Here is a 19,247-nt window from a genome sequence, read left to right as displayed (position 1 = left end):
GCCAACATGGATCTTCATCTCCTGGAAACGATTAACCAAACCACAGAATATATCGAGAGCCATTTGCTGGAGGAGCTAAGTCTGGATAACATCTCGGCGCAGGTGAACATCTCCAAATTCCATCTGCTGCGCATCTGGAAAGGAGCCACGTCCACCGGACTGATGGAATATGTCCGCAGAAGGCGGATTGCCTGCTCTCTGGGGGATTTGATGCATGAGCCGAGCAGTATTGAATTTATCTCGTCCAAGTACTCCTTCGGCTGCGAACGCACCTACACCAGAGTTTTTAAGGAAGAATTCAACATCAGCCCGGCCAAATGGCGGCGAAGTCCCACTCCGCTGCAGATCATGGACCGGTTCAATGCAGATTTTCTGCACCGCGCCGGGGAAGGGCTTGTCTATTTTCATTCCACCAGCATACTACCCTCCTTTTCGCTTGCCGGCCTGGAGCACCGGGTAGATGTTAATGACAACATGGCAAATCAGACCTCGAACCGGCTTGGCGTCGATTTCTTTTATCATAGCCGTCCAAGAATTATCAATCCGGTCAATAAAGATACCTACATCGGGCTCACCACTGTTCCTGACCCGTTTCAGGGCTATACCTGGTATCAACCCTCCGTACAAGTAAATCAGAGTAGCATCGTTCCGCCTGATATGACGGTAAAGCAGATTGCTCCCCACAAATACGGTGTATTCACCTACATGGGTCCCCATCGCCCGGAAGAAATCAGCTCCCGAACCTTAAGCGCCATCTGGGAGATCATCTTCGAAACGTGGATGCCCACCGTGCAATTCGAGCTGGAGGACAAGTTCAGCTTCGAGCTCATCAATTACGCCAAATGCAATAAGCACTACTGCGAATGCAATTTGTATTATCCGATTTCGCGGGTGTGATACCATTCCAGGCTTCACAAAAAAAGCCCCAAAAGCCATCTGTCATGGTTTTTGGGGTCTTTCATATTGCCTGAACACAAGCCTATCCATTTAAGGCAGCTCGAAACTCCAGTCTACATTGGTGTATTTCATATCTGTGATTGTACGGGTAAGTGTCAGTTCCTTGGGCAGTGCTGTCATGCCTTTCGCAATCAGATAGATTAGATTGGTTTGATAGCCGGTTTGACCAAAAGTAACAGTTTCGCCATGATTATAGGAACCCCAGCGGGTGACATCATACTTTGTACCTTGATCGTCTTCGGCAATCCATTTATCTAGTGCAAACTTGTTGCTGAAAGTACCACTGATTGCCATCCAACCGGAAAGGCCCGGATGCTGGGTGGTTTGGTTGATTTTCATGCTGTTCACGTACATTGTATCCCCATGGGCTTTGAACACGGATGGTGTCTTCTTCAGATCCTGTGGCCGGAAGGTGAAGGAATCATTCGATCGTACAGGAACATTATAGCCGTCTAATACGAAGCGGACATCCTTGCTTGCAACAGGAAGCTCATAGAAATAGTAAGTCCAGTGAAACTTGCCGGAAGAGTCTGTGGTATCCAAAGTGTAGACCCCGTCATTTTCCCCTCTGATTGCAGTAAGCATGTCCCCGGTTGCGGATTCGAAATGAAACATGACTCCCTGATTATTCAGTAGGTCCGCTGGAGTTCGGGCTATTGCAGTATCCTTGAGCGAGGTGCTGAACGTAAGTTTGATTCCGGCAGGTGTTTGCACCAGTTGTTCCATCTCGATTTCCATCCCATCAGGACTGGAATAGGATTTACCCAGATCAGTGATAGTTGTGTGCTTGTTGGCTGTCTGTAAGTCAGCTTTATAGCTGAAGCTCCAGTCTCCTTGAACACTTTGATTGTCCTTGTGATGGGTCACCAGATTGTGAATATTCCCTTGAATAAATAATGTATCTCCAGGCTGCTCATCCGGGAAAATATAAGTCAGCAGCAGATACTCCTGCCTGAACTTGTCTTTACCCAGCATGGTTTCCATGCTATCAACTACTCGCAGCTTTCCAACTTCACGCCCGTCAGCATTTCTAAGCTGCAGCTGATCGGTGTCAAACATCGACATAGCTTCATCGGCAGGTTGTCCGTTCTTATCGGTAATTCGGATGTTCAGCATCAAGCGGTTCGGATCGGCTACAACCTCTTGCAGAGTTACGGTGTATCCTCCGTCAGTGACTTCAATATTCGGCTGCTGTATGACCCCTAGCTTCTTGGCATTCAGCAGGTGATAATCCGCCCACTCATTAGGCAGAATGTGCAGCCTTTGTGAAGTACTGCTAGATAGAACAGGCTGAGGGGCAGATGGATCCAGCAGAAAAAGTACAGCTGTCATCGCACAGATGGTGGCTACGAACGCACTTCCCCATTGCAGTCCCCTTCTTGTTCGTCTTCTTCTGGCTAGTCCTGATAGATTTCCCTGTTTCACATTGGAAGCAGGCAGCATCTCCACACTGCGGATTTGTTCCATTACAAGCTCTGTGAAATTATCGTTTAAACGCTGCCCTCCTGTGATATCCAAGCCGTTCGGCCATACGCCGTACCCGCCATTATCCTCTGAATTGGTATAAGCCCATTTTTTCATTGGAAGCCTCCTTAGGTTTCGACCATTGCTTTCTTAGCTTAAGGCGGGCACGATGGAGACGGTTTTTAACCTGGTGCATAGGCATGCCCGTAATATTGGATATTTCTTCATAGGTTAATTCGTTGTTATAGAACAACAGCAAAACAATACGGTACCGCTCTGGCAGCTTCGCTAGCCTGCTGTGCATTTCCAGTTCAGACTCTTTGCGCATATACTGTTCTTCAGGGGTGGCGCTGCCATCTATAACCGGATAAAGGGGACTGCTTGAGAAGCCGAAACTCTTCTTTCTCTTTAGTGACTTTAACCGGTTGATTGCAATCGCATGCAGCCAAGCGGCAAAGCTGGACTGGCTATTGTGGCCGCGAAGCTTTTGGTATGCTGTGATGAACGTTTCCTGTGTCAGATCCTGCGCATCCTGGGGGTTCGCACCCATTCCGAGCAGCAGACCGTATATGCGTGACTTATATTTATCTACCAGCTCCGCAAAGGCTTCACGGTTGCCCGCCAGTACCTCGGCAATGATGGCTTCATCGTTGTCTTGCTCCTTCATTGAACGCCTCCATCATGAATTATTTATATATAAGACGCGCTAGAGCACTGAACCTTCTCACTTTTCTAAGAAAAAATCTGGCGAAGAAACGCATCCACAGAAAAAGGGGGCGAATAATCGCCCCGGATAAATCTTCTCTTTTTATACATAACGGACAACCTTACTGCGGAAGCAGCATAGTGAACAAGAGCGCAGCCAGCTCCTGCTTGTTCAATGCCCGCTGAGAGCCGTAATCGAACTTGCCGTCCGCTTCGGTAACCTCAGGCCCATGCAGCTTCCACGCCACTGCAGAACTGACAGCATCGGCCGCCCATTTCGACGTACCCGGCGCCAGCGCCGCTGTAGCATCCGGCTGCCGAATCCCCGTTGCAGTCAGCAGGCGGTAACAGATAGCGGCGGCTTCCTCGCGGAGAATCGGGCGGTCCGGTTCAAACAAGCCGTTCCCCGTACCCTCCAGCAAGCCGGACTCTATCGCAGCCTGGATATCTTTTCGATACTGAGTATGTTCAGTGTCCTTGAATACGGACGGGTTAGAGGATGCTGGAATACTCCAGATCGCGTTGAATGCATGGATGAACGCTCCACGGGTAACGGTTTGCAGCGGCTGAAACGGCTGCGACAGATCCTCTGTCAAATAACCGAGTGACTTCAGGCTGAGAATATAACTCGCGTACGGATGATCAACACCAACGTCCGGGAAAACCGGCAGATCCTCCGGTATTTTCGCCGCATAGCTGTATAGATTAGTGTATTTCATATAAGTGATGCTGCCGGTGGCATCCGCCCCAAATGCAAGCGGATTACCCTCCTTATCCATGAATAACAGATCGTCGATCTGCTGAAGCTGATGGCTGCCGAAAGCATCGCTCACCTTCAGTGCACCATCACCGGCCACTTCGACCCTGGTCAGTAATTTGATCCGTAAATCGGAGTACAGCCCTTCGAATTTGGCGAGTTTGTCTGCGGACTGCGCCTTGTATCCCTTCGTTTCGTAAGCCGGTTTGCCGCCCGCATAATAATGGTCCATAAATGCTGTAAACAGGTCGTTGCGCAAATCCTGATTCGTATTGTAGGTAACGAAGACACCCGTTTTCCGGTCAGGCAGCAGCCATAGTAGCGAACTATAGCCCTGAATGTCGCCGCCTTTGGAAATCACATGCTCACCGTTCGTTTTGGACGGAAGCACAGGCGCTTCAAAGCCGTAAGTCGTATCCGGAAAATCGGGATGAATGGCCATCTTATAAGCCGACATCGCCTTTACCGACGCAGGAGACAGGATCACCGTACCGTCAGCCGCCCGCCCCCCATTTAGAAAAGCTTTCATAAAAAGCGCCATATCGGAGGCTGTCGAGATCATGCTGCCCTCCGGCCATTCGCTTGGCGAAAATCCGTATACCGGAATCGCACTGCCCGACGGGTCGTATGAAGGTACAAGCCGCCGGGTCAAATCCTTTGTCATGCTAAAGCTGGTTGACTTCATACCCAGCGGACCAAAGAGATGCTTTTGTATATAGCTCCCGAAGGATTCTCCGCTTACCTGCTGGACAATATACCCTTGCAGCCGCGAAGCGAAATTGTCGTACATATAGGCCGTTCCCGGCTTGCGGATCACCGGAGGGAACACCTCGAAGATGCTTTGTTTTAACGTGATCGGCTGCCGGGAGGGGTCCATCAAATAGCTGGCATCCGAAGGTTCGCGCACTTCAAATCCGGTCGTGTGCGTTAACAGATTCTCGATTGTTACAGGCTCATTGAAGGGATTGGTTACTTTGTAGCCGTCCAGATACTTTTCAATATTGTCCTGAAGGGAAAGCTTCCCCTGATCAACAAGCTGCATAATAGCGGCAGCCGTGAATACTTTGGAGACGGAGCCGATCCGAAAGATATCCTTCACTCCGTCCTCCGCCCGCTTCGAGGCTGGGGTCGTACTACCATAGCTTTTGGATAAAAGCATTTTGCTGTCCTGTACGACGGACACCGCAGCGGCCCCGGCCTTCCCTTTAATCGCAGCCTGAGCAAAAAACGCATCGAAAAACTTCTCCACCTCCTTGGCATCCCGCGGTCCGCTCGTATAAGCTTCCAAGGCGTTACTGCCGGGTATGGCATGCTGCTGGACAGAGACCGGCGTGGCCGGTTCAGGCTGCCGGGCAGCCGCACCTGCTTCTCCGGCAAATGTCGTCAGCAGCACAGCGGTTAGAATGCCGCACATGCGGCGGTTACGCCTCTTCTTGTTCAAGTACAATCCTCTCCCACTCTCAAATTTAGGGCTAACCTATTCTGAACGAACAGGCCGGTCCACCAAACTAATTGTATGGCTCCATAGCCAGTACTGTCGTTTGATTCAGATGACAAGCAGGAGTGTAATGTGACATTGTTGTCACGCTCAGATGAAAATGTGCTGTAAATGTATGCTTGCGTACGAATTTGCTATAATAACAGAATCAAGCTGCCATTTTTTCACGGAAGGGAAGGGAGAAATGACCATGAATACGAAACAATTGGATCGGATTCACACGGGAAGAGGCTTCATTGCGGCTTTGGATCAAAGCGGTGGAAGCACTCCAAAAGCTCTGCTGCAATATGGCATTCAGGAAGACCGCTATACCAATGAGGAAGAGATGTTTGAGCTGGTGCATGAGATGAGAACGCGTATTATTAAGAGTCCTGCGTTTGATTCCAGGTACATTTTGGGCGCCATTCTTTTTGAGAACACGATGGATCGCTCCATTGACGGCCAATTAACCGCCGATTACCTTTGGGAACAGAAGGGTATTGTCCCTTTTTTAAAAGTCGATCAGGGGCTGGCCGACCCCGAAAACGGGGTTCAGCTCATGAAGCCCATCCCCGGTCTGGATGATCTGCTGGAACGGGCGGTCCAGAAGCATATCTTTGGGACGAAGATGCGCTCGCTGATTAAGAAAGCGGACCCTGCGGGCATCAGACAGGTCGCCGAGCAGCAGTTCGCCATCGCCAAGCAAATTGCCGGTTATGGTCTGGTCCCGATCATTGAACCGGAGGTTGATATCCACAGCGCGGATAAGGCACAATCGGAGCAGCTTTTAAAAAATGAGCTTACCGCGCAATTATCCGCCCTCGGCAAAGACGTAAAGGTCATGCTTAAGCTGTCCATACCGACAGAAGACAATTTCTACAGCGACCTGATCAAAGATCCGCATGTGGTACGGGTCGTAGCTTTGTCAGGCGGCTATACCCAAGCGGAAGCCAATGCCAAGCTGGCACATAACCACGGGCTAATCGCCAGCTTCTCCCGCGCCTTATCACAGGGGCTCAGCGACCAGCAAACAGACGATGAATTCAACGCCATGCTCGCACAATCCACCCAAAATATCTACGAAGCTTCCATTACCTAAGGGAAGATTACCGAACGACCCCCGGGCTTTTTTAAGTCCGAGGGTTGTTCTTTTCTCTTAAGGATTCTCCAGAAACACATCCTTGGCAACCTGCAGCGCAGAAGCGGTACGGGGCCAACCCGCATAAAATGCGAGGTGGGTCATCACCTCTGTCAGTTCTTGCTCTGTCAGGCCATTTTCTTGGGCCAATCGGATGTGAAAGGGCAATTGGTCTGCAAGTCCACCGGCGACAAGCGCGGATATTGTAATCAAGCTGCGTTCACGAAGCGAAAGGTTCTCTCTCCTCCACACATCCCCGAACAATACCTCCTCTGTGTAACGGACAAACGCAGGGGCGATATCTCCAAAAGCTTGGCGGGCGTGTGATGCAATTTCACGGTGCTTCAATCTGCCCCACCTCCACATTAGCCGTTTGTTCAATCATTTGAGCCATGCCGTTACCAAAGCTCCAATCCGCGAATTCTGTATCCACCAGCACAACAAAAACATCTTCCTTTCTAACTCCAAGCGTATTTGATAACTCTTCAGCTACCTTTCTATAAAAGCCTTGCTTCTGTTCAGTGGTTCTTCCCGATTTGAGCGTGATTTGAATATAGAGCAATTGATCCGTTCGACTAATATTTAAGTAATTGGGACTATAAAAAAATTCACTTGCGGTGTGGGCATGGAAGACTTGAAAAAAATCTTCTTCCGGCACATGAAAATACTCTATTAGAGCGCTCATAATTGAACGGCTAATGACGGGTAGCTGCCCGGCATCGTATTTATTTTTCATATAACTTACTCTGACAAATGGCATGATTCTATCACTCCTTCAGTTGATGTTCTAATTGTACTTCTCCCCAGTCAATCTGTATAATTGAATAAAATGATTATAAAATTCGATTTTATAGATGGAGATGCCACTAACAATGGATTTAAAGGAACTGACCACATTTCAGACTATTATTCAAGAAGGCAACTTTACCCGGGCAGCCGCTAAATTGAACTACGCACAGTCAACCATTACTAATCAAATTCAGCGGTTTGAAAAAGAACTGGGTATCCAGCTATTTAAGCGGGGATGGGATGCAGAGCTGACCGCCTCCGGGCGTATTTTTGCCGCAGAAATCGACAATCTTATCCGGCACTGGAGCTACGTTTCTGAACAAGCCAAAGCTCTGCAGCAAGAGGAAATTGGCATGCTGAACATTGGAAGCCTGGAATTATTGACGGATGATGTATTGCCCAATGCATTGATGCGATTTCGGGAGCAAAAGCCCAATGTCACCTGTCACTTTACGATCGGAAACACAGACTCCCTGTCCCAACTGCTGCTTAAGCAACAATTGGATTTTGCAATATGCGGAGAACCTGCCGAACCCTCCCCTTTTCACTTTGAACCGTTGTACGAGGAGACGATTTCATTTGTCGTTGCAGACACTCATCCCTTGGCAGCTTGCGGCGGAATAACTTTTGAAAAGCTTTTAAATTACCCAATGTTCGTAGGCGGAAATACCTGCTTATATTATTTGCATATTGCCAAGCAGTTTGCCCGTTACACTGAAACACCTCATCTCTATACCGTAAGCCAAATCTCTTCCATTCCGGGGTTCGTCCAGCGCATCCCTTCGGTAGGAGCCGTTCTGAATTCCACACCCTTACCACCGGAGGTGGTCAGAATACCTGTTGAATTAACAGGCTCCACCATCCCTGTCGGTCTCTTGCAATTGCGTAACTTCGAATACATGTCATCTTCCCGGAAGCTTCTAATGCAGCATATACGAGAGGCAACTATACAATAAAGGAGTTTAAAATCATGAAAGTAAACCTGAATTGGATTACGCTCAGAGTGCGCGATCTGGAGGCTTCCCTTGATTTTTATCACAGGATTCTGGGGCTTCCAATTCACCGGAGATTTGAGAGCAGAGGCAGACAGATTGCCATGTTAGGCACGGAGAGGCAGCCCAAGATTGAGCTTATTCAGGGAAGCGGTCAGATCCTGAAGCCGGAATGCGGCGTTTCTGTTGGTTTCGAGGTGGAATCGCTGGATGAGGCCATAGAGACTTTGACAAGCCAGGGGATCCTGATAGCGCGCGGACCCATCACGCCGAATCCCCGCCTGCGATACTTTTATGTACTGGACCCGGACGGCTTCGAGGTGCAGTTAGCGGAGCACAGCTAGGCCAGCGTGAATCACCTTAAAAAGAAATAGACCGCCCTCGACCACGAAGGATGCGGTCTATTTCCTTTCTTCAAAAAATCTTCTCTCCCAAGATTCCCCATATTCTGCTATGCTAATAAAAATCACAAAGATGAATAAGCAGGAGGCGCAAGTAGAATGATGGATGCATTTCAATATGAGCTTACTTCAGAGACTGCTATCAATCTGAAATATGAATATGGAGGTGAATACTTCACGTTCAACCTGTATCGGGATGACAGCGGATGGGTTCTTCACCCTTTTGATGGCATGCTGCTGAGGGATCAGACGATGTGCGCTCTTGTCGTACAAGAGTTGTTCAAGCACAAGCCTTTTCAGGTAATGCTGGCGAAAGAAGGTATTATCTTATCCAATATACGTTCTACCGTTGACCTCGATAATGTTAACACTCCGATTGCCGCACGCAATGAGCGGGAGTCACACGATAACCCGGCCGATGACTTGATGGAATTTGTCCAGCAGCACACGGTTGAAGAGGTCATTGACTACGAGTGTGGGCTTATCGGAAGCCGCATTTCGTTTTATAAGGAAATCCTGCAGCGTATGTTCATGGACAATCTGGGTCCCTCGGATCCGGAGTTCCAAAAGGTGCAGGATATTGTACGTATTTACGAACAAACCTTGGATAAGCTATCCGGTCTGAACGGTCCGAATCTCGACGCCGGAAGACGCGGCAGATGGTAACCTGCTCCAGGTATTGCTCCAGCTCTACTAATCTTTTGAAAGGCTGATTCTAATGACAATTGATCTAATTAAGGGACAAAAATGCAATTTAACGAAGGACGAGCCTCATCTTACCCGTATTATAGTAGGTATGGGCTGGCATAATACCAGATCTGAGATTGAGGTTGATTTTTCTGCTTTTTTGCTTACGCCAGCCCAGACTGTCGCTAAAGATGAGGACCTTATTTTTTACGGCAACCCTTCTACTGCGAATCAATCCGTAGCTGTGCTATCCGATAAAAGAGCCTACGCGGGGTTAACCGACAACACACAAATCGCTGTCGAGCTCCGGCAAATTCCTGCAGACTACGAACGGATTGCATTTGCGCTAACGATTTATGAGGCTGAAAAGCGGCAGCAGAACTTCTCGCTGCTGGACGATGCGTATTTACGGATTATCAACGCCGCTGATGGAACGGAGCTTATCCGCTACAGGCTAGGTAAGGCTTTTTCTGTAGAGACCGCCGTTGTCGCCGGAGAAATCTATAGATACAATAATGAATGGAAATTCAGCGCTGTGGGTTCCGGATATGCTGGAGGCTTAGCCGCCTTATGCGAAAGTTATGGAATAAAGGTTGCTGACATACTGCCGTCAGTTCAACCCGCTAACCCAGTAATTCAATCGAAGCAGTCACCCTTTCCTCTCCCAGAGCTGCGGTCACGGCCTAAGACGGACAATTTGCCCCCCTCTTCACCAGCATCACCTCCAGCCCCTCCTCTAAATCTCAATACCATCTTGCTTAAGAAACACGGGGAGATGATCAAACTCCAGAAAGGGACTGATTCCCTGGGCGAGATACGGATCAACCTCAACTGGTATCAAAAAAAATCATCGGGCTGGTTCGGAAGTAAAGGCGTCGACCTTGATCTTGGTTGTCTGTTTGAATTAAAAAATGGCATTAAGGGCTCTGTCCAAGCACTCGGCGAATCCTTCGGAAGCTTGAATAGGCCGCCTTACATCTCCCTTGACGGGGATGACCGCACCGGCTCCATAGCCACGGGCGAGAATCTGCGGATTAATGGCCATTATCTTTCCGAAATCAGCAGAATTGTTATCTTTGCTTTCATCTATGAGGGAATCACGAACTGGTCGGAGGCTGACGCTGTTGTAACCATCAAACAGCAGGGTGGACCGGAGATCGAGGTCCGGCTGGATGAGCATAACAACAATAAGGGTATGTGTGCCATCGCCATGATTCGTAATCAGAATGATGAGACACTCAGCGTAGAGAGACTCGTAGAATATTTCAGCGGGCACCAGGAATTGGATCAGTATTATAACTGGAATCTAAGATGGGAAGCCGGCAGCAAATAAACAAACGCAGCACACTACTCGGGCAAGTTTGGTTATAAATCAAACTTGCCATTGTAACATCCAATGTCTGGAAATATACTTAAAGGTAGTTGTACTGGCAGCAACTGCCTTGCAAGCACCCGTATAGGCGAGTCATTTTGAGAGCGCTTTTATTGAGTGGTTATCCTTGCATGGCACAGATATTTCTAAGGAGGCTTATATGTTATGCTGCATACTCAAGGCGTTACCGACTGTTCACCGGCAGAGGTAGGCTATGACAGTTCAAGAATCGAGGTTTTGAATGCCCATTTCCAGAAGCTGATCGAAGAAAAAAAGATCCAGGCCGCATCTTACTGCGTTTCAAGGTATGGAAAGACTTTTATGCATGGTGCCATTGGACCACTTTCTTTCCGGGAAGACAGAACAGAGCCGCTTTTACCAACAACCATTCATTATATCGCGTCCATCACCAAAGCCGTTGCCTCAGTTGCGATAGCCAAGCTTGCCCAGGACGGTATTCTCCGGTTTGACACCCCTGTCGGCACCATACTGGAGCCGTTTAATGTGGACCCATTTGATAAAATCGACATTTACAGCCTTCTGACCCATACCTCGGGCATGTTTCCCGACTGTGCAGATATCACAAATCCCTATCATAAGTCTTATTGGCAGATCATTGATGAGTATTTTGAAAGATATAACCCTGAGGACGGTGAGGCGGACTGGATCAAAGCTGCGCTGAGCGGCGGGGTTAACAAAAAATTAGGTGAAGAATGGCAATACTGCTCGTTTGGCTTCTGTCTGCTCGGAGAAATCATTAAAAAAGTAACTGGCGTAACTGCTGAGCAGTACATAGAAGAGCAACTTTTGAAGCCTCTGGGCATGAAGGACACAGCTTTTGATCTGACGCCCGAATTAGCCAGACGCACCATTATAAGAAACGAAAGACACGAAAAGCGCCTGAACGATATCATCAATGGCAGTCAGCCGGAAGTCTCGCAGATGGAGAAGCTATGGAATACGGTTTCCAGAACCGGAGGGGGTCTCGCCTCTACACCGGCTGATCTCATCCGATTCGCCAACATGCTCCTGGGTATGGGAACGCTGGGCGATACACGTATTCTTGGCCGCAAAACAGTCGAGAAAATTACGACCCGGACCCTCTACGGGGTTCCCGATCACTGCTGGGGAGCCAATAACAGCGACCGGAGCTACGGAATTGGACTCGATATGAGAAGAGGTCCCGGATTCCTTTACTCCCCAACTACCTATGGTCATGAAGGCGCGGGAGCCTGCTCCATGGTCATTGACCCTACGGAACAGCTCGCTGCCGTATGGTTTGTACCTTTTGTAGGTGATAATTGGTACGCTGAAGGGTTGTTTAATGTGACCAACATCATTTGGTCAGGACTCACCTGATGAACAGCCTTAGACACAAATGGCTTGTCTGCCGCACGGTGGCGGACGTGACCTACAAAGAGTGGAGCGCCTACCGCACTCATTCCATGGTGTCCATCATCGTCGGTCCTGTATATTTTATGGTGCAATATTTTATCTGGACGGCGGTATATGGGGATCACTCTTCGCTCGGCGGTATTGAGCTCCCTCAGATGATCCGGTACTTCGGCGCTACTGCGCTTATCAGTTACCTGGTCATGGATTTTGCCGATTGGAACTTGTCCATGCTTGTGCGAACCGGTAAATTTCTTACCTTTCATTTGCGCCCGATCCATCACCGTTCTTTCGCATTGTTTCAGAAAATCGGACACCGGTCTCTGGGTTTCCTGTTCGAATTTTTGCCCTGCCTTTTGATCTTCATTTTTATTTTTAGAGTCGATATGCGGCCGGCAAGCCTTCCATGGACGTTTCTGTCGGTGGTGCTTACCTTTCTGATGATTTTTTATGTGAACTACATGATTGGCCTGACTTCATTTTGGCTTGTCCAGTCAGATGGAATACGAAGCGCTTTTATGCTGGTGTCGGGTATTTTTTCGGGTGCGCTTATTCCGCTTGATTTTTTTCCGCACTGGCTTCAGGTAATCCAGTTCTTCCTGCCGTTTCAGTACATGGCCTACATGCCCGCAATGGTTTTTACCGGCCATTACTCACTTGGAGGCATCGAGCTTTCCACTCAGCAAGCTGTGGGCCTACAAGCGGTGGCCTTGTTGGTTACGTTCGGATTTAATGAGCTTGTCCGCCGACTCGCCATGAAGCAGTTTACCGCTGTCGGCGCGTGAATGACCCCATGAAAGGACAGTTCTTTACATGAAACGGTATCTGGATATTTACAGGCAGTGCATGTATTCCGCTTTCCAGTCGGCTGCGGCCTATCGTATGAATTTCATCACCAGCAGTCTGATCACGCTGATCGGCAACATTCTGTTTCCGCTGGTGACCCTGCTTATTTACCGGGCGGGCACCAGCTTTCCCGGTTGGAGCTTGTTCGAGGTGTTGTTGATCCAGTCTGTATTCACCATGTCCAGCGGCCTTTCGAGCCTTATTTTCGGCGGTGTTCTCTGGACCACCATGTCGCATGTCCGTGAGGGAAGCTTCGAGGTTATTCTTATGAAACCGCTGAATCCGCTGTTTTTTATTATTGCCACTACATTTTCTACAGATAGTATTGGCCTGTTTCTGGGCGGTGTTTCGCTATTCATATTCTCCGCTATGCATGTAGGCGCCATTCCGGTCTTTTCCTGGCTCCAATTTGCCGGGATGTTTATCGCAGGGACGGCGGTCCTGGCAGGATTATCTCTAATGATGGCCGCTATGTCCTTCAAATGGGTGGGAAACTCGAGAATTTCCGAGCTTGCTGACAGTGTGCTTCATATCGGAAAATATCCGCTGCCCATATTTCCTAAGGCTGTACAGGCTTTGGCCACGATGATAATTCCTGTGGGAATGGTAGGCTTCTTCCCTGCTTCAGCTCTTCTCGGCCGGGTGCACGCCAGCGATTTTGCTGCTGTTCTGCCCTGCTTTTTATTTCTGGCAGCGGGAGTATGGGTATACCGGCATATGATCAGATTGTACGAGGGGGTTGGCGGATAATGCCGGTTATTGATGTGAAGCATTTGACCAAAACGTATAAAACCTATAAGCGGGGCGCAGGTATGGGGCAGACCATTAAGAGCTTCTTCCAGCGCGAAGAAGTCGTGGTCCATGCCGTCAACGATATCAGCTTTGCCATTGAGCAAGGGGAAATCTGCGGGATTCTGGGTCCCAATGGGGCAGGGAAATCAACGGCGATCAAAATGCTCTGCGGCGCACTGTATCCCACAAGCGGGGAAATTCAAGTTCTTGGTTATTCGCCTGCCCGGGACAGGAAGCGCTATGTCGGCAAAATCGGAGCCGTATTCGGCCAGAAATCCCAATTGATCTGGGATATTCCGCCTATCGACAGCTTCAACATGAACAAGGCAATCTACGGAATCGCCAATCAGGACTTTAAAAGCCGGCTGGAAGAGCTGACTGAGCTGCTGGATATTGCGCATGTGATCGAAAAACCCACACGAGTGCTGTCCCTTGGCGAACGCATGAAATGCGAATTCGTCATGGCTATGCTGCACCGGCCGGACGTATTGTTTCTGGATGAGCCGACTATCGGGCTTGATGTGATCGCCAAGGTCAAAATCCGCGAATTCATCCACCAGATGAACAAGAAGCAGAATATGACCTGTATTCTGACCACCCATGATCTTGAGGATGTGGAGGAGCTTGCGCACCGGGTCATTGTCATTAACCACGGGGGCAAGGTTTTTGATGATTCGCTTCAGCGGCTGAAGGTTTTTCTGGGAGAGAAGAAACGGGTTAGTTTTACTTTTGCGGAGTCTGTGCACAGGACCAACTTCGACAATGCCTACACCAAGGTAATTGAGCGGCAGTCTGACTTGCAAATTACGCTTGAAGTGGATACAGCACATATTTCCATCAGCGATTTTATCGAAGACATCTCCAGGAAACACCGGTTCACCGACATTTCGGTCAAAGAACTGCCGATCCAGCAGGTGGTTATGAATATTTACGAAAATACGGAAGGTGCGTCCGGATAGCGGTTTGATTTCGGGCGGATCGTATTACTTTACTGAGAAGAGAGAGGGCATCCCTGCCGTCTCTCTTCTTCTGTGATGTACCTCTTTGTGACTGGCTTCGATCCGTTTTCCCCCAATTTCTAAACACATATCCTTCATATATGACAAGAGATGTCGTCATTACAATCTATAATGGAGTTGTATTCATCAAAGGAGGTATAAACGAAATGACGGATTTACAAGGAAAAATCGCTTTAGTAGCTGGGGCTACAAGGGGAGCCGGCCGTGGTATCGCCGTCGAGTTAGGAGCATCTGGCGCGACGGTTTATGTGACAGGAAGATCGACTTTAGCCCATCGTTCCGAATACGATCGTCCTGAAACAATAGAAGAAACGGCCGAGCTTGTCACCATGGCTGGCGGCCACGGAATCCCGGTTCAAGTCGATCATTTGGACCCTGTCCAGGTAGAGAAATTGGTGAATCGTATTGAGCAAGAGCAGGGCCGGCTAGACATTCTCGTGAATGATATATGGGGGGCTGAAAAGATGATTGAATGGAATGTCCCGCTGTGGAAACATTCACTTGAAAATGGTCTGCATATGTTACGGCTCGCTATAGATACACATCTCATTACAAGCCATTTTGCGCTACCTCTCCTAATTAAAAATAAGGATGGTTTGATTGTAGAGATGACGGATGGAATAACTGAATATAATAATAAAAATTACAGGGTATCTATGTTCTATGATCAGGCTAAAACCTCCGTTATTCGCATGGCATGGGCTCTTGCCCAGGAGATTCAACCTTATGGATGTACAGCGGTGGCGCTCACGGCAGGCTGGATTCGTTCGGAAATGATGCTCGAACATTATGGAGTACATGAAGAAAATTGGCAAGATGCTGCGGCTAAGGAACCTCACTTCATCATCTCGGAATCCCCCCGTTATGTAGGCCGGGCCGTTGCTGCCCTTGCTCAAGATCCCGAGCTATCACGATGGAATGGACAATCCCTGTCAAGCGGAGAGCTTGCGCAAGTTTACAGGCTTACGGATCTCGACAACTCGCAACCGGATTGCTGGCGTTACATGGTCGAGGTCATAGATGCCGGTAAACCGGCGAATGTTGAAGGATATAGATAAACGCGAATGTTACGGACCGTAGAGTCTTTATTTCCTTTAAAAACGCTGTTCCGTCTATCTTACGGACTCAGATGCAGTTTATGCCAATCAGAGAAAATAAGGTCTGTGGGGTCCGTAACAGTAACCAGTAGGAATTCAGGGAGCAATGGTTAGTCTGTCACAGATAGGTTCTATAATCCCTCTCTCCGCTCCCCAAAACAACAAAAAAACGGCATCTCTGCCGTTTTTTCTGTGATGGACTCTCAGGGACTCGAACCCTGGACCAATTGATTAAGAGTCAACTGCTCTACCAACTGAGCTAAGAGTCCATATGACGTCTGGTGGAGCCAAGGGGGATCGAACCCCTGACCTCATCGCTGCCAGCGATGCGCTCTCCCAGCTGAGCTATGGCCCCGTGGCGCTTATTACGTTCTATCAATTTCTCAAGCACAAGATAGATCATATCATGAACTCGTAAGATCTGTCAACCATCCAATAATTTTTTTATTCCCGTCTGCGTATTCTTCATCTTGTGTCCTCTTTGCTTCCTCAGGCGACCTTTGGGTCCGGCCCCCATATTGGCTGTTCTGGGCCTGACCCCTCGGGCACACCACTTCCAAAACGCAGAATTAAACCCTTCTGTTTACGTGTACCAATGGATTACTTGCTTCCCATCTCAGCCGTCACACGCAAGTCATCAAATTATTTGGAGAGCGCTTCTTCTGTCTTTTTCGTCGGATCGTCATTAAACCACAAAGAGGGTTTCCTCTGCCTTTCTGCCTATCCTGTCAAACATGAAAACCAGTAAAATATTTTATTGTTCAACTACCCCAAAATCATCCACATAAACATATGCTGTACCGGACTTCTTGTAAGCATACACTGTTGCACTGGTAGCACCTGCTCCGGTTGTAAAAGGAATGCTTACAATTGTCCAGGATGTACTGGCAGATGTTGCAGATACATCCGTTCCTCCAAAGCCATTAACACCAATCTGAATCTGCTCTCCTGTGTCTGCCTTAACCCACGCGGTACATATATAGCTGGTATTAGGACTTAGCCCCGTAAGTACCTGCTCGATACCATCTTCCCCGGTTCCCAGTCTAACACTCTTAGAGCCGCTTCTTGGTACCGATACACTTGCAGCAGTACCTGAATATGCTGTTACCCAGGGTGAGTTTATCCCTTTCTCGAAATCAGATTGCCTTACGTTATTAACATAAAGTACGCTGACATTCTCAAAAACCGGGTTCGGTGGTGAAGAAAAATTATGCCCGGCAGTCCAGTCAGTTCCGCCGTACTCATATGCTCCAATATCCGGTGCCGCACCAACATAACCATTCGTGATTCCAGGTATTACGACCCCTGCATTAATAGCCGGAGAAGTAGACTTCAGCCTGAAATTATATGCTGCGGGATTCACAAATAACGGATTGGTTCCTGAGGTAATATTTTTTCCCTCTATATGAGTACCAGGCAGTGTAAAGGCTGTAGTAAAGATATTGTTGAAAATTCTGTCCCCGTACATATCTGACTGAAAATCACTTCCCCAATATCCCACATTTCCGTTGCTATAGGTGGTATTGTTATAGATCAGGTTAAAATTACTAGGTGTATTTAATCTTATCCCTGTATAGTTTCCCCATACAACATTGTGATGCACAATATAACCTTTACTACCATTATCCAGATAGATACCAGTGCCGGAATAATTTTTTGCCAGATTATCATGGATGTAATTATGATGAATTACCGTCCCTTGCCCATCCCAGGCAAAATCATAGAGTATTCCGCAGTCTTTTGTCAGCTTTCCTGCATTGTACAGATTATTATACTGTATCCGGCTATTCTGGGTAGGCATAAATATCAGATGACGCCCGGTGTTATATACCGTATTATGACTGATTAGATGGTTTTCCCCCAGTAGATAGATTGCCGGAATATCCGCTGCCGAATAATCTGCTTCATGAATAAGATTATTAATTACCTTATTTCCTGTCCCCTGTATACTCACCAGATTACCGGAACTGTAGGTCAAAGTACTGTTTCTAAGCTCATTATTGGTACCGGACATAAATATCCCTGTACTATATTGGCTGGTAACATCCGAATCATGACTGACATATTCCGCAGTCATATTAGAAACTTTACAGTAATTAGAATCAGACATTTTAATGCTGGAGGCAAAGATATTAATTCCGGTAATATTTATGTACGAGCGGGAACTTAAATCAAATGCATAAGTACGCTTCTTTGCTTCTACTGTCAAAGTATTCGGATTAACTCCACCAGGTGCCCATAAATAAAGCCTTCCGGTACTGCTGTCATAATACCATTCTCCCGCACTATCAAGATCTTTGAGATTACCGGTAATATAATAGCTGTTATCGGCTGCCGCTGCAGTAGCCACTTTATCAAAGGTAATGGAGCCGGCACTTGAACTGGTGATGGTACTTTGATAAGATTTGTAGCCTGTTCCCGGAACAAACCAAACGGTTTTGCCAACCCAGTATCCTGCTGCCTGAGTTAAATCCCCATCATTGATGGTTGTGGTGGAACCGGAATCAACTGTTGCAAATGTTGAATTTAAGGGATCAAGTGTTGCTGAATTGGGCCATCTGGCTTCAAATTGCATTTGCTTATTAACAAATATCTGATCTTTTGTTCCAAGGGAACCAGTCATGGCCGCATAATAAATGGACCCGGAGTAATTTACCCAGCCAGTAACCGGATCGGCACCGGATACTGTTACGGTCTCTCCTGTATAAGCCTTAAAGTTTATAGGATTTGCAGAAGTTCCGGAAGTATTAAGCGTTACTGTTTCCCGGTATGTACCCCCTCGTATGATACAGGTATCTCCAGCTGTCATGGTATCTGCTGCCTTTTGTATGGTTTTCCATGGATTTGAAAGTGTACCGGTTCCAGTGATGTCATTCCCCGTCGTAGAAACATAATATACGGAAGCTGCCTTTACAGTTTCCCCACCCAAATTAAAAGCAAATAAATTAATCAGCATAATCACAACTAAAAACCTACTGCCTTTTCTCCTATCCACAACCTACCTCCTGTAATGAATTGTATTTTAGATACGGCTTCTACGCATGGGCTTAAGTTCACTACTAAGTATGTTCTGAGATTAAAACCTATGTATATATAAGCCCTAGTTATTTTATCGACTTATAACAGCTTAAGATTTATGATTCTTACGGCGATACACTATACACTTATTGATTTTTTTGACAAAGCCACGATAAACGCATGAGTACTATATTGGAATAATTGAGGATATCCTGAATATTGTTCTGTTAGCTACATTGGCAAATGCAGATGTATGGGAAGAAATGGAGGATTTTTCAAGGAATAATGAAGAATAGCTTCGCCGTTGCATTTAGATAAAAATGGAACTATTTCAATATTTATTG

General features: G+C 47.6%; 17 protein-coding genes and 2 tRNA genes. 11 read left to right on the top strand and 8 right to left on the bottom strand.

Going from position 1 to position 19,247, the window contains the following annotated elements:
- Window positions 1-6: 6 nt before the first annotated feature.
- Window positions 7-897: a GyrI-like domain-containing protein gene (locus tag ACX1DY_RS04695; protein ID WP_458963038.1), complete on the top strand. Its 891-nt coding sequence runs from the start codon at window positions 7-9 to the stop codon at window positions 895-897.
- A gap of 90 nt (window positions 898-987) precedes the next feature.
- Here ACX1DY_RS04695 and ACX1DY_RS04690 read toward each other — a convergent pair whose 3' ends face one another.
- The 3 genes from ACX1DY_RS04690 to ACX1DY_RS04680 all read right to left on the bottom strand — a co-directional run bounded on the left by ACX1DY_RS04690 (window position 988) and on the right by ACX1DY_RS04680 (window position 5,324).
- Complete coding sequence (locus tag ACX1DY_RS04690) at window positions 988-2,538, bottom strand: DUF4179 domain-containing protein (RefSeq protein ID WP_458963037.1); 1,551 nt, start codon at window positions 2,536-2,538, stop codon at window positions 988-990.
- A complete protein-coding gene (locus ACX1DY_RS04685) occupies window positions 2,504-3,088 on the bottom strand; it encodes an RNA polymerase sigma factor (RefSeq protein ID WP_458963036.1) in 585 nt (194 codons plus the stop codon). The genes ACX1DY_RS04690 and ACX1DY_RS04685 overlap by 35 nt, the downstream gene beginning before the upstream one ends.
- A 160-nt stretch (window positions 3,089-3,248) precedes the next feature.
- Window positions 3,249-5,324, bottom strand: a complete 2,076-nt coding sequence (locus ACX1DY_RS04680; protein ID WP_458963035.1) for a serine hydrolase — start codon at window positions 5,322-5,324, stop codon at window positions 3,249-3,251.
- A gap of 247 nt (window positions 5,325-5,571) precedes the next feature.
- Between ACX1DY_RS04680 and ACX1DY_RS04675 the strand changes: the two genes are divergently transcribed.
- Entirely contained in the window at window positions 5,572-6,459 is an 888-nt protein-coding gene (locus tag ACX1DY_RS04675) for a fructose bisphosphate aldolase (protein WP_458963034.1), read from the top strand.
- A gap of 57 nt (window positions 6,460-6,516) precedes the next feature.
- On the opposite strand, the gene ACX1DY_RS04670 is transcribed toward ACX1DY_RS04675, so the two are convergent.
- Complete coding sequence (locus ACX1DY_RS04670; RefSeq protein ID WP_458963033.1) at window positions 6,517-6,846, bottom strand: carboxymuconolactone decarboxylase family protein; 330 nt, start codon at window positions 6,844-6,846, stop codon at window positions 6,517-6,519.
- Window positions 6,833-7,258 (bottom strand): tautomerase family protein, encoded by a 426-nt coding sequence (locus tag ACX1DY_RS04665; protein ID WP_458963032.1) that lies wholly within the window; start codon window positions 7,256-7,258, stop codon window positions 6,833-6,835. The genes ACX1DY_RS04670 and ACX1DY_RS04665 overlap by 14 nt, the downstream gene beginning before the upstream one ends.
- Window positions 7,259-7,370: 112 nt before the next feature.
- Here ACX1DY_RS04665 and ACX1DY_RS04660 point away from each other — a divergent pair, with 112 nt between their 5' ends.
- The 9 genes from ACX1DY_RS04660 to ACX1DY_RS04620 all read left to right on the top strand — a co-directional run bounded on the left by ACX1DY_RS04660 (window position 7,371) and on the right by ACX1DY_RS04620 (window position 15,846).
- Entirely contained in the window at window positions 7,371-8,243 is an 873-nt protein-coding gene (locus ACX1DY_RS04660; RefSeq protein ID WP_458963031.1) for a LysR family transcriptional regulator, read from the top strand.
- Window positions 8,244-8,257: 14 nt separating this feature from the next.
- Window positions 8,258-8,623 (top strand): VOC family protein, encoded by a 366-nt coding sequence (locus tag ACX1DY_RS04655; protein WP_458963030.1) that lies wholly within the window; start codon window positions 8,258-8,260, stop codon window positions 8,621-8,623.
- A 156-nt stretch (window positions 8,624-8,779) separates the two neighbouring features.
- The gene (locus ACX1DY_RS04650; RefSeq protein ID WP_458963029.1) at window positions 8,780-9,346 is read left to right on the top strand and encodes a hypothetical protein; all 567 of its coding nucleotides are present in this window, start codon (window positions 8,780-8,782) and stop codon (window positions 9,344-9,346) included.
- 52 nt (window positions 9,347-9,398) lie between these two features.
- Window positions 9,399-10,700, top strand: a complete 1,302-nt coding sequence (locus ACX1DY_RS04645) for a TerD family protein (RefSeq protein WP_458963028.1) — start codon at window positions 9,399-9,401, stop codon at window positions 10,698-10,700.
- Window positions 10,701-10,904: 204 nt separating this feature from the next.
- On the top strand, window positions 10,905-12,098 hold the full coding sequence (locus ACX1DY_RS04640; protein ID WP_458963027.1) for a serine hydrolase domain-containing protein: 1,194 nt from the start codon (window positions 10,905-10,907) through the stop codon (window positions 12,096-12,098).
- Window positions 12,098-12,916 (top strand): ABC transporter permease, encoded by an 819-nt coding sequence (locus ACX1DY_RS04635; protein WP_458963026.1) that lies wholly within the window; start codon window positions 12,098-12,100, stop codon window positions 12,914-12,916. The genes ACX1DY_RS04640 and ACX1DY_RS04635 overlap by 1 nt, the downstream gene beginning before the upstream one ends.
- A gap of 28 nt (window positions 12,917-12,944) precedes the next feature.
- Window positions 12,945-13,727: an ABC transporter permease gene (locus tag ACX1DY_RS04630; protein ID WP_458963025.1), complete on the top strand. Its 783-nt coding sequence runs from the start codon at window positions 12,945-12,947 to the stop codon at window positions 13,725-13,727.
- Window positions 13,727-14,728, top strand: coding sequence for an ABC transporter ATP-binding protein (locus ACX1DY_RS04625; RefSeq protein WP_458963024.1), 1,002 nt, complete (start codon window positions 13,727-13,729; stop codon window positions 14,726-14,728). The genes ACX1DY_RS04630 and ACX1DY_RS04625 overlap by 1 nt, the downstream gene beginning before the upstream one ends.
- A gap of 206 nt (window positions 14,729-14,934) precedes the next feature.
- Window positions 14,935-15,846: an SDR family oxidoreductase gene (locus ACX1DY_RS04620; protein ID WP_458963023.1), complete on the top strand. Its 912-nt coding sequence runs from the start codon at window positions 14,935-14,937 to the stop codon at window positions 15,844-15,846.
- A 235-nt stretch (window positions 15,847-16,081) separates the two neighbouring features.
- Here ACX1DY_RS04620 and ACX1DY_RS04615 read toward each other — a convergent pair.
- From ACX1DY_RS04615 to ACX1DY_RS04605, 3 genes are all read right to left on the bottom strand, one after another.
- Window positions 16,082-16,154 (bottom strand) — tRNA-Lys (locus ACX1DY_RS04615).
- A gap of 10 nt (window positions 16,155-16,164) precedes the next feature.
- Window positions 16,165-16,240 (bottom strand) — tRNA-Ala (locus ACX1DY_RS04610).
- A gap of 399 nt (window positions 16,241-16,639) precedes the next feature.
- The gene (locus ACX1DY_RS04605; protein ID WP_458963420.1) at window positions 16,640-18,841 is read right to left on the bottom strand and encodes a right-handed parallel beta-helix repeat-containing protein; all 2,202 of its coding nucleotides are present in this window, start codon (window positions 18,839-18,841) and stop codon (window positions 16,640-16,642) included.
- Window positions 18,842-19,247 lie beyond the last annotated feature (406 nt).

This window comes from Paenibacillus sp. BAC0078 (assembly GCF_054483875.1).
This window is presented reverse-complemented; position numbering and strand designations above follow the sequence as displayed.